At 61.9% G+C, this 9,888-nt stretch carries 12 protein-coding genes and 1 pseudogene; 6 read left to right on the plus strand and 7 right to left on the minus strand.

Annotated features, from left to right (window positions below):
- Positions 1-19 precede the first annotated feature (19 nt).
- The 3 genes from RTS12_RS01225 to RTS12_RS01235 all read right to left on the minus strand — a co-directional run bounded on the left by RTS12_RS01225 (position 20) and on the right by RTS12_RS01235 (position 1,500).
- Positions 20-394, minus strand: coding sequence for a helix-turn-helix domain-containing protein (locus tag RTS12_RS01225; RefSeq protein WP_179285872.1), 375 nt, complete (start codon positions 392-394; stop codon positions 20-22).
- A gap of 315 nt (positions 395-709) precedes the next feature.
- The gene (locus RTS12_RS01230) at positions 710-1,129 is read right to left on the minus strand and encodes a hypothetical protein (protein ID WP_088234174.1); all 420 of its coding nucleotides are present in this window, start codon (positions 1,127-1,129) and stop codon (positions 710-712) included.
- 53 nt (positions 1,130-1,182) lie between these two features.
- Positions 1,183-1,500, minus strand: coding sequence for an H-NS family nucleoid-associated regulatory protein (locus RTS12_RS01235; protein WP_088234175.1), 318 nt, complete (start codon positions 1,498-1,500; stop codon positions 1,183-1,185).
- Positions 1,501-2,186: 686 nt separating this feature from the next.
- Between RTS12_RS01235 and RTS12_RS01240 the strand changes: the two genes are divergently transcribed.
- The 4 genes and pseudogenes from RTS12_RS01240 to RTS12_RS01255 form a co-directional block, all read left to right on the plus strand.
- Positions 2,187-3,383, plus strand: a complete 1,197-nt coding sequence (locus RTS12_RS01240; RefSeq protein WP_312524746.1) for a DUF932 domain-containing protein — start codon at positions 2,187-2,189, stop codon at positions 3,381-3,383.
- A gap of 144 nt (positions 3,384-3,527) precedes the next feature.
- On the plus strand, positions 3,528-3,728 hold the full coding sequence (locus RTS12_RS01245; RefSeq protein ID WP_155046374.1) for a hypothetical protein: 201 nt from the start codon (positions 3,528-3,530) through the stop codon (positions 3,726-3,728).
- Positions 3,721-4,161: a RadC family protein gene (locus RTS12_RS01250; protein ID WP_312524747.1), complete on the plus strand. Its 441-nt coding sequence runs from the start codon at positions 3,721-3,723 to the stop codon at positions 4,159-4,161. Before RTS12_RS01245 ends, RTS12_RS01250 begins: the two co-directional genes overlap by 8 nt.
- A gap of 110 nt (positions 4,162-4,271) precedes the next feature.
- A pseudogene (locus RTS12_RS01255) lies at positions 4,272-4,682 on the plus strand (ClbS/DfsB family four-helix bundle protein); the annotation flags it as partial.
- Positions 4,683-4,846: 164 nt separating this feature from the next.
- Here RTS12_RS01255 and RTS12_RS01260 read toward each other — a convergent pair.
- From RTS12_RS01260 to RTS12_RS01275, 4 genes are all read right to left on the minus strand, one after another.
- Entirely contained in the window at positions 4,847-5,125 is a 279-nt protein-coding gene (locus tag RTS12_RS01260; RefSeq protein WP_312524748.1) for an HU family DNA-binding protein, read from the minus strand.
- Between the two features lie 82 nt (positions 5,126-5,207).
- A complete protein-coding gene (locus RTS12_RS01265; protein WP_312524749.1) occupies positions 5,208-5,723 on the minus strand; it encodes a hypothetical protein in 516 nt (171 codons plus the stop codon).
- A gap of 137 nt (positions 5,724-5,860) precedes the next feature.
- The gene (locus RTS12_RS01270; RefSeq protein ID WP_312524750.1) at positions 5,861-6,139 is read right to left on the minus strand and encodes a hypothetical protein; all 279 of its coding nucleotides are present in this window, start codon (positions 6,137-6,139) and stop codon (positions 5,861-5,863) included.
- Positions 6,140-6,209: 70 nt separating this feature from the next.
- Positions 6,210-6,659, minus strand: coding sequence for a universal stress protein (locus RTS12_RS01275; RefSeq protein WP_155046323.1), 450 nt, complete (start codon positions 6,657-6,659; stop codon positions 6,210-6,212).
- A gap of 242 nt (positions 6,660-6,901) precedes the next feature.
- Here RTS12_RS01275 and RTS12_RS01280 point away from each other — a divergent pair, with 242 nt between their 5' ends.
- Positions 6,902-9,061 (plus strand): ParB N-terminal domain-containing protein, encoded by a 2,160-nt coding sequence (locus RTS12_RS01280; protein ID WP_312524751.1) that lies wholly within the window; start codon positions 6,902-6,904, stop codon positions 9,059-9,061.
- 92 nt (positions 9,062-9,153) lie between these two features.
- Complete coding sequence (locus RTS12_RS01285) at positions 9,154-9,468, plus strand: hypothetical protein (protein ID WP_155046325.1); 315 nt, start codon at positions 9,154-9,156, stop codon at positions 9,466-9,468.
- The last annotated feature ends 420 nt before the right edge of the window (positions 9,469-9,888 follow it).

A 9,888-nucleotide genomic window follows, 5' to 3' on the forward strand; every position in this document is an offset into this window, starting at 1 on the left:
TGCGTCCAATCCGCCCGTGTCAGCTCGTGGCCGCTGTGCCCTCGATGAGGTTCAGGAATGCCGACCTGATTTCCTCTGGCAGCGCAAAATATGCCTTAAGAAGTCTATGACGCTCGCCGAGCCGTTGCAGGGGCACAAATCTTGATAGCTCTCCTTGGCCGTCGGGCGAGGTTAGCACCTCCAAGATCGTTTGCGGGTCTACTTCGAGCGCATTGGCGATCCTTACCAGTCGGTGAATTGTGAGGCTGTTTCTGCCAGCTTCGTGTTTCTGGAGCTGTTGATAGCTGATACCGATTTCCGAGGCGACATCTGCCAGTGACAGGCCGCGTCTTGTCCGCAGCGCCTTCAGCCTGTCCCCGAGTTGCCTGTCAAAACCATCCAGATCGCCGTCCAACTCGGCCCACCCTATACGAGACAGAAGCGAATGCTGCGGTACGCCCCCGCAATCGCTTCCTGACCCATGATCGGGGAGTTGGAAAACCGAACCTGTCCGGTCCCTATGACCTTTAGCACCGGAGCGCCTGGACATACGTCACAGGCTCCCCGACCGCATGGTCAAGGAATCGGCGCCGTTTCGGCCGACGCCAATACCGACAGGTTCAGAGGTTTCCACGCCCCAGGGACGACGCGTGGCGTCCCCAAGGGCAGTGTATCGGTTTCAGGGGGTTAGGAGCAAGATGTTGCGTTGCTCGGTTCCATAGCGCTCTGGTCAGGCGCCAGGGTCTTCGGTCGCGGGGGCAACTGGCGCATCAGGCCCGAGCGCCTCGCGCAGTTTTCGACCTGCAAGGTTCCAGTCGTGCCTGGGTTCATCCCAGTTTTGGGTCGAGGTGAGCTGTCGGTCCAGGTAGTCGCGAAACTCTTGTTCGCCGCCCCGCAACTTGAATGTGTAGAGCCGATTGACGATTTCGCGCATCAAGTCGCGCATTTCGTCATCGCTGATCCTGGAAAGCTCCGACCATGGGATTTGTCGGCCGTTGGCGTCCGTCACGAGCACATCAGAATAGTCCCCTGTATGGCTGACCACTCCCGGGCCTGCATGCAGGGTTTCAAGACACGTATTCCGAACACAGATCAGCGTCATCGCCTTGGACATGACAGAGGCAATCTTGCGCACAAGGTCGTTGGTCATGGCTTCCTCGTCTCGCAATGCGAGCGAGGGCCTGTCGTTCCCCGCCCTGTTGATCAGATAGCGAAATCTTCGAGCGATTTTCCGGAGGCCAGCGCGTCACCGATCCAGCCGGGTTTGCGTCCCCGCCCGGACCAGGTCAGTTCCGGGTTTTCTGGATGACGATATTTCGCTACCGAGGGAGAGCGTTTGCGCGCGGTTGCCGCATCGGCAAGTTCCTCGAACGAATAACCGAGTTCGCGGGCCAACTCATCGACCCTGGCGCGGGCCTCGGCTTTGCGGCGATCTTCAAAGGAGGTGATCGCCTTGGCGACTGACTTTTCCAGTTGTTTCAGTTCGCTCAGCGAAAGCGCGTCGAGGTTGATATCGGTCATCAAGGTCCCCTTTGTTCTTTAACATTGATAGGGCAGCGTGCAGTGATGGGCAATTTCCCATTCGGGGACATAGTCAGACATGGTTGCGTGCTCTAATGCTGCCGCATGAGCAGAAGAAGACAGTCTAGGCCTTCCACGCGCGTCACTGCGCTGCGATCGGCATCTTGGCCTCGGAAACGAGCGGGTAGTCGTAACCGGCCTCTACAGTTTTTGTCTGTGATGGGCGGTGCGTTGTTACTTGGTTTTATGGCGGTGGAGCGCATTCCCGAGCATCTCGGCGCGCTGCCTGAATTGACAGCCCGTCGTGTGATTGAGGGGCCTGTCAGTCATATTCGCGATGGCGACACAATTGAAGTGGCGGGCACGCCGGTTCGGTTCGGGTCGTTGGACTGTGCCGAGCGCGGAACAGTGCGAGGCGATGCGGCTACCAGGCGCATGCGGGATCTGGTTGCTGCGCAGTCCCTCAGCTGCGCCCTGAACGGTCGCACCAGCTACGACCGCAGCATCGGGCGGTGCACTTTGCCCGATGGACGCGACGTGGCCGCACAGATGATCCGGGAAGGATTGTGCGGCCGATACTGGTAACGGCAGTCCTGTCGGATCCAGAGTGAGAGAGCGGCTGGTTTGCCCGTGACGGGTCAGGGCTGGAGGAGAGGCCTCCGGCGGCCCGTCGCGGAGTGACTGTCATGAACACTATGCAGATTCTGGAACCCGCGCGCCCGGTGCGCGGCGGCTACAAGGTGGATGTCAGCCGGGGAGCACGCAACGGCCGGGTGTCGTCCGAATGGTTCAACCGGCCCGATGATGAGCGCTATCTCTCGCTCGATGACCTCTGGGCCTCGGTCAAGGCGCGCTCGGAGCGCAGCACGTCACGGATCGTCGAGACGGCAAAGATCCATGTCGAGGCCAGTCGCGACAATTCCGAACGGCTGCAGCTGATCTTGCCGAAGGCGGATGCACCGCTGGCACCGACCCATTGGGCCTTTGGTCAACTCGCCAGCCTGGTTGGTGCGCCGGCGTCGTATCTGCGCCAACTGCCGGCACCTCTGGCCGGGATCAATCTGCAGTATGGCCTCTCGGGTCACCGCGCCGAGCAGATCAAGACCTTCGAGACCGAAGACGGCAGGACAGAGCTGCGCGCGGTGACCGGCCCGGATTATGGCCGGATCTATGACCATGAGCTGGTCGAGGCTGTGCAGCGCATCGCGGGCAACGGCACCGGTGATACCCGCTGGAAGGTGCCGGGTACGATCGACTGGTCGACCGGGGTCTATAACCCGGACGTCGACATCACCCGCGACACGACCACGCTCTATGCCTCGGACCGCGATGTGTTCCTCTTCCTCGTGGACGACCACAATCCGATCGAGGCGGGCAAGCTTCCGGATGGATCGCCGGATCTCTACTTCCGCGGCTTCTACTGCTGGAACTCGGAGGTCGGGGCCAAGACCCTCGGGATTGCCAGTTTCTACCTGCGCGCCGTGTGCCAGAACCGAAATATCTGGGGGCAGGAAGAATTCCAGGAGATCACCATCCGCCATTCGAAATATGCTGCCTCGCGGTTCGCGCATGAGGCGGCACCGGCGCTGACCCGCTTTGCCAATTCCTCGCCCTCGGGGTTCATCAACGGGATCAAGGCGGCCCGTCAGCAGATCGTGGCCCGGACGGATGAGGACCGGGAAACCTTCCTGCGCAAGCGCGGCTTCTCGAAGCTCGAGGCGGGCAAGATTATCGACAAGGTCCTGGTCGAGGAGGGGCACCCGGCCGAGAGCATCTTCGACTTTGTTCAGGGGATCACGCGTCTCGCGCGGGACAAGACCCAACAGGACACCCGGCTTGAGCTGGAGGGCAAGGCCAAGAAGCTGCTGGAGCGCGCGGGCTGACACCAGTCGCGCACCCATTCGTCCCATCATCACGCGGCAGCCCGGCTGCTTGTCCTCGGTTGCCGCGTCCCTTCCCATTCCCGGCCCAAGCGCTCGCGGCGTCATAGATGCGGGCAGTGGGCTACCCATTCCGGGAGACCCCTGATGCAAACCTTTGACGAAAAAGTGGATACCGCTGTCTATGCCGCCTTCATGGCGCTCGGCCTTCCGGTTGCCACGAATATGGAGCTGGCGATCCGGCTCAACGACTTCATCACCCAAGAATTCCAATTCGTCGTGTCAGATGATGACGACAACGGGGGCGCAACACTTGCCGGCGGGGCCGGAGGGCGGGCCGATGACTGAGCAGGAGCAAACCGTCATCCTTGAGGCGCGTGAGATTCTTGCGCGCTATTTCAACCAGAACCCGATGCTGACCTCCTGGCAGGCTGTGCTGGACTACTGTGCCCTGGCCGTCCGCGGCGAGGTAGAATGCTTTCACGTACTCTACCTGGACCGGAAGAACCGGCTGATCTCCGATGTTCTGGCTTCCGTGGGCACGGTCGATCATGTGCCGGTGCATCCGCGCGAGGTTCTGAAGCGTGCCCTGCTGATGAACGCGTCGGCGCTGATCCTGGTCCACAATCACCCCAGTGGTGATCCCGAGCCTTCGGACGCCGACCTGAAGATGACGAAGGAGATCCAGAAGGGCTGCAAAACACTCGGCCTAACCTTGCACGACCATATCATCGTCGGGGCAGGGCGGGAGGTTAGCCTGCGCGCACGTGGTGATCTCTGAGCGACAGGCGGCAAGATCTCCACAGGACGGGTTTGGCTTACAACATGTCACCTGAAGCGTCAGTCAGATAGTCTGCGAAGAATTGCGGTTTCTTGACGGGCAAGATTTAGATGGCGGTTCCCAATTCCAAAGCCGAGTTGCTGGCGGCGATTTCAGTGACGTATGATCGCCTCTCCGCCGATCTCGCGAGGGTTCCCACTGACCGTGTAAGGGAAGCATCACTCGTGGGTCACGCGGCGAGGACCACGATGAGCGCTGCCGATTTGGTTGCGTATCTGATCGGGTGGAATGAGTTGGTTCTGAAGTGGCTGGATCGAGACGACCGGGGTGAGCCGGTCGATTTTCCCGAGGCCGGGTTCAAATGGAATGAACTCGGTCTCCTGGCCCAGAAGTTCTACCGGGATCATGAGGCTTTGGATTGGGTCAGTCTGTTGGCACGCCTGACTGAGGCCAAGATCCGGCTGGTCGACACGATTTCCGCACGGTCCGACGCCGAACTCTACGGCGGTCCTTGGTATGGGAAATGGACGAAGGGCCGGATGATCCAGTTCAATACGTCTTCTCCCTATGCCAATGCGCGGGTCGATTCGGAAGTGGCTCAAGGAGAAGGGCTGAGAGCGATACAGCTCTCTGCTGCAAGGGGAAACCTGTCCATGCAGCAGAGGCGCCTGGTCTGCCTGTGGCCTCACGCCTTCAGCGCGTCTTTCACGGCCTTGGCAGGCGTAAAGGCCAGCTTCTTTGAGGCGGCGATGGTCACGGTTGCGCCGGTTGCCGGGTTGCGGCCTTCGCGTTCGGTGGTTTCCTTGACCTTGAACTTGCCGAAGCCCGGGATCGAGGTTTCTTCGCCGGCAATGGCGGCGTCGGTCACGGCTTTGAAGACCGCCTCGACGGCGGATTTGGCCTGAGCCTTGGTCAGGCCATTCTCTTCCGCCACCTTGCTGGCGATATCATTGATTGTGGTCATAAGAGGCTCTCCTGTTGGATCCCGATGACCATGTCAGCTTTGGCACAGGATCGGAATCTTGAATTTCACGCAGCGTGGACGTTCAAGCCGTTTCCTGCTTCTCTGCTGCTGGCAGGGCTTCGGCGTGCTCTGCCGCAGACGAAGCGTAATCACGCATGCTGTCCATGGTCTGCTGGCATGCCTCATCTGTGGCTTGCAGCGGGGTGCTCGCCAGTTGCCGGAGTGCGCTGATAGCCGGTTCTTCTGGTATCGGCTTTCTTGCCGCGAGGGCGATTGTTCCGATCGGCTCGTTCGCCTGCATGAACATTTCCAACCAGGGGCCGACATAGTCCGTGCCATTGCCGAGCGGTGAAGCCGCCGTTGGCTCCAGTTCATAGACCATCACGCATTCATCGCTCTTACCGTCTACGGTCGCCTGATAGCTGCCGAATGGGCGGCGCTCCAACATCCAGGACAGCGCGATCATCGGTGCGTTTTCCAGCGCCGCCGCCAGATCTTCGGCTCTGTCGATCTGCTGCGGCAGCAGATTGGTGTCGAGGCACCGCCATTGGCTGGTGGTGCCGGAATAATATGCAAGCAGATAGCGCATTGTCAGCATGCCCATATGTTCTTGTTGTCGCTGGCATCTTCGCCCGACCAGGAAGTAGGGAGCGCGTCTTCTGCTCGCAAGGATTTGCGGTGGGCCTTGGGCGGGATGCCGCCCAGGGGTATGTCGTCTTGCCTGCACGTACGGCATTAACGCCGTGACAGCATCCTGCCGAGCCAGCTGCTTTTGCCGTTGGCATTGCGCAGCTTCGACCGGGGCGACCTGGCAAGAACTTCGCGCCCCGCATCGGTCAGTTGGTAACGCTTTGCGCTTATGACCCTGAAGAGCCCGCGATCCGTCAGGCGCTCGGCGATCTGCTCTGTCTCCGGATCCGCGTCAGAACCGATCAGGGACGGGATATTTTCTGGCAGACCCTCAGCGTCGCGCAGAAGATCGAGCCATGAAGATGGCAGTTCATCGTCCGACAACGCACGGCTCCGGGGATGGCGGCGTGTCGGGCATCAGGTCATCTCGCAGCGCAGGCATATCAACTCGCCCTCAGCGGACGACCAGCACCGGCACCGGGCTGTGGGCCAGCACTTCGGCGGTCTGGCTGCCGAGCAACAGACGACCAAGGCCACGCCGGCCGTGCGAGGACATGCAGATCAGGCTACAATCCCGCGCTTTCGCAGTCTCGACAATCGCCTCGGCAGGTTGGGCATTGGGGATATGCAGAACCTCGGCGACTACACCGATCTTGTCCGCAGCTTCCTTCGCAGTTCTCAGGATGCCATCGGCCAGTTCCTTCTGGCTTTCCTCGAACCCGCCGCTGACCTCGATGGGTGCGACCCATGCCCCGCCCGCGGCCGCTGCATAGATCGGGAAGGCTTCCGTGACGGTGACGATGGTCACCTTCGCGCCGAGGGTCTTGGCCAGCGTCAAGCCGTGGTCGAGGCCCTTGGTGGCGGTTTCCGATCCATCGGTGGAAATCAGGATGTGATGATACATGATCATTCCTTTTGGCTGGCAGGGAAGATCTGGCGCATGGCGGGATCGTGTTATTGTTGCACAGGCTTGCCCCCTGGCCAAGGAAATCCGTTCCAGATCAATGCCCGAGATGGGCTGGGCCTTTGGCCGTTCGACCGTTTCCTTGCCGCCGGTCAGGAGAGGGAGAGTGGGGAGGGGTTTTCCATGACGGGTTGGTAGCCGGAGAGAGGGTCTCCCCGGCGCCCGTCCTCGGAGTATCTGACATGGCTACTGCCGTTCAGAAGATCACCCTGTCGTCCTCGCGCGACATCCCCTTCAACAAGCTGGTGCTGAGCCAGTCCAACGTCCGGCGCGTCAAGGCCGGCGTTTCGGTCGATGAACTGGCCGAGTCCATCGCCCGTCGCGGACTGATCCAGTCGCTGCATGTCCGCCCGGTTCTGGGCGAGGATGGTACCGAGACCGGCATGTTCGAGGTGCCCGCCGGCGGTCGCCGCTTCCGGGCGCTGGAGGTGCTGGTGAAGCAGAAGCGCCTCGCCAAAACCGCCCCGGTCCCCTGCATCGTGTCCGACGCAACCGACGACGTGCTGATCGACGAGGTGTCGCTGGCCGAGAATATCGAGCGCGCACCGCTGCATCCGGTCGACCAGTTCCGCGCCTTCCAGGCCATGCGCGAGAAGGGCATGACCGAGGAGGCCATTGCGGCCGCCTTCTTCGTTGATGCCAAAGTGGTGAAACAGCGCTTGCGGCTGGTCTCGGTCGCGCCCGCGCTGCTCGAGATCTATGCCGAGGACGGCATGACGCTGGAGCAGCTGATGGCCTTCACCATCTCTTCGGACCATGAGCGCCAGGTTCAGGTCTGGGAGGCGGTGAAGGACAGCTGGTCGAAGGAACCCTACAACATCCGCCGCCTGCTGACCGAGACCACGGTGCGGGCCTCCGACAAGCGCGTCACCTTTGTCGGCATCGAGGCCTATGAGGCGGCGGGCGGCTATGTGCTGCGCGACCTCTTCCAGCAGGACGATGGCGGCTGGCTGCAGGATCCGGTGCTGCTCGACCGGCTGGTGAACGAGAAGCTGAAGGCCGAGGCCGAGATCATCGCCGCCGAGGGCTGGAAATGGATCGAGGTCGCGGTCAGCTTCCCCTACAGCCACGCCTATGGCATGCGGCAGTTGATCGGCACCACGGTCGATCTGACCGAGGATGAGCGCGCCACCCGCGAGGCGCTGCGAGACGAATACGACCGGCTTGAGGCCGAGTATTCGCAAGCGGAAGAATACCCCGATGAGGTCGATGCCCGGCTGGGCGAGATCGAGAAGACCCTCGGCGCCTTCGAGATGCGGTCGATGATCTACGAACCTGCGCAGATGGCGCGGGCAGGGGTCTTTGTCAGCCTCGATGTCGACGGCACGCTGCTGATCGAGCGTGGTTATGTCCGGGCCGAGGATGAAGCACCGCTGGAACCTGAGCCCGAGATCGTCGATCCCGAGACCGGCGAGGTTCTGCAGCGCGCCGAGCATGAAACCAGCCATCAGCGTGCTGTGATCACGCTTGGGGGCGAGCCGGCGACTTCGCCCGAAGAGGAGGAAGACGAAGGAGAGGCGATCAAGCCGCTGCCGGAACGCCTGGTGATCGAACTGACCGCGCACCGGACCCTCGCGCTGCGCGATGCTGTCGCCAACAACCCGCGCATCGCGATGACGGCGCTGCTGCACCGCTTGGTGCTCGACTGCTTTGGCATCCGCAGTGCGGGCAATGCGCTGCAGGCCCGTATCAACGAAGTGCATCTGTCGGTGCAGGCTCCGGATCTTGGCGACTCGATCCCGGCGCAGGCCATCGACGAGCGGCATGCGGCATGGCGAGCGGATATCCCGCTCGATGACGGCGATGACCGGCTCTGGGACTGGCTGCACGCTCTCGACGAGGCCAGCCGACAGGCTCTGCTGGCACATTGCCTGAGCTTCGGGGTCAACGCGCTCTATGAGCGTCCGAACCCCTATAGCGGCAATGGCATCAGCCAGCATGGCCTGGATCGCCGCATGCAGGAGGCAGATCGTCTCGCGCGCGTGACCGGTCTCGATCTGGTCGAGACGGGCTGGAAGCCGACGGTCGCCAATTACTTCGGCCGCGTGACCAAGGCGCATATCCTGGATGCCGTGCGGGAAGGTGTTGGCGAGCAGGCGGTGGAACTGATCGTCCATCTGAAGAAGGGCGAGATGGCGACCGAAGCCGAACGGCTGCTGGCAGGCAGTGGCTGGCTGCCGGAGCCTCTGCGGATAGACGATCAGGATGCCATCGCAGATGCGGCCGATGCGGGCAGCGCAGAAGCGGAAACCTTGCCTGACTTCCTCACGGGCGACGGCGAGGACGATGAGCCTTTGGAAGACGAGGAGCAGGTGCCGACGCAAAGCATCGCTGCCGAATGACCTTCACGCGGGGCGGCTCCGGCCGCCCTTTACCCTCTCAGTCCAGCCTGCCCGGTCCTCGTGACCGGGCTTTTCTTTTGGAGCACGTCCCCATGTCGCATTCGATCGACATAGATGCGATCTTCACCGAAGATCGCTGTAACCCGCCCACAGAACGGTGCTTGCCCTGGCGCGAGTCCAAAAGCGGTATTTCCGTCGTCGTAGAGCCGAAGCCCCACTGGGCGGACGACTTGCGGGTGTTCCGTCTCGATCGGCCGGAATACTGCTTCTATGCAGACTGGCTGGCTGACGGTTGTCGTGCCCGATTCTATGGTCACATAGACACCTGTGGCGCGGACCTGCTGTTGAAAGCCCGAACGATGCTTGTGCGCGAGATCGCCGACGGGCTGTGGGATGAGGTGGCTTGAAATGGTCACCCCGGCCGTTCGACCGGCCGTTTTGGTTGGCGTTTTTCCCCAGGGTCGTCATGAGCGCACAGGGCTCAGTCTTTCCCTCTTTCCGGCCTCTTTGATCGTGGGTTCTGCGGATCAGTGGCACGCTCTGATCGCGCTTCCTGCCCTGTCCCTCTTCCCGATCGAGCGCTTGGGCGGCAGGTGCCGATCCGGCGTCCCGGCCGTATCCAATCTGATGCGTCGACTTCCCCGTGGCGGCAGGTCGGCGGGGAAGGGCGCGAGCCCGCCTGTTCACGGCTAGGGCGATCATCGCCGGTGGTTGCCTTTGGCGCCTTCCTGCCGGTTCCTTCAGAATCGCCGCTGTCTCCTGTCTCTCTGGGGTGACGGGACCGCTCGCATGCGTCCTCTGTGATGGGCTGATCTGGCCGAAGACCA

The sequence above is a fragment of the Paracoccus sp. (in: a-proteobacteria) genome (assembly GCF_032007265.1).
Lineage (GTDB): Bacteria > Pseudomonadota > Alphaproteobacteria > Rhodobacterales > Rhodobacteraceae > Paracoccus.

Coding starts and splice junctions, on each gene's coding strand:
- RTS12_RS01230 (WP_088234174.1), bottom strand. CDS start 1,129: ATGACCAACGACCTTGTGCGCAAGATTGCCTCTGTCATGTCCAAGGCG.
- RTS12_RS01235 (WP_088234175.1), bottom strand. CDS start 1,500: ATGACCGATATCAACCTCGACGCGCTTTCGCTGAGCGAACTGAAACAA.
- RTS12_RS01240 (WP_312524746.1), top strand. CDS start 2,187: ATGAACACTATGCAGATTCTGGAACCCGCGCGCCCGGTGCGCGGCGGC.
- RTS12_RS01245 (WP_155046374.1), top strand. CDS start 3,528: ATGCAAACCTTTGACGAAAAAGTGGATACCGCTGTCTATGCCGCCTTC.
- RTS12_RS01250 (WP_312524747.1), top strand. CDS start 3,721: ATGACTGAGCAGGAGCAAACCGTCATCCTTGAGGCGCGTGAGATTCTT.
- RTS12_RS01260 (WP_312524748.1), bottom strand. CDS start 5,125: ATGACCACAATCAATGATATCGCCAGCAAGGTGGCGGAAGAGAATGGC.
- RTS12_RS01265 (WP_312524749.1), bottom strand. CDS start 5,723: ATGCTGACAATGCGCTATCTGCTTGCATATTATTCCGGCACCACCAGC.
- RTS12_RS01275 (WP_155046323.1), bottom strand. CDS start 6,659: ATGTATCATCACATCCTGATTTCCACCGATGGATCGGAAACCGCCACC.
- RTS12_RS01280 (WP_312524751.1), top strand. CDS start 6,902: ATGGCTACTGCCGTTCAGAAGATCACCCTGTCGTCCTCGCGCGACATC.
- RTS12_RS01285 (WP_155046325.1), top strand. CDS start 9,154: ATGTCGCATTCGATCGACATAGATGCGATCTTCACCGAAGATCGCTGT.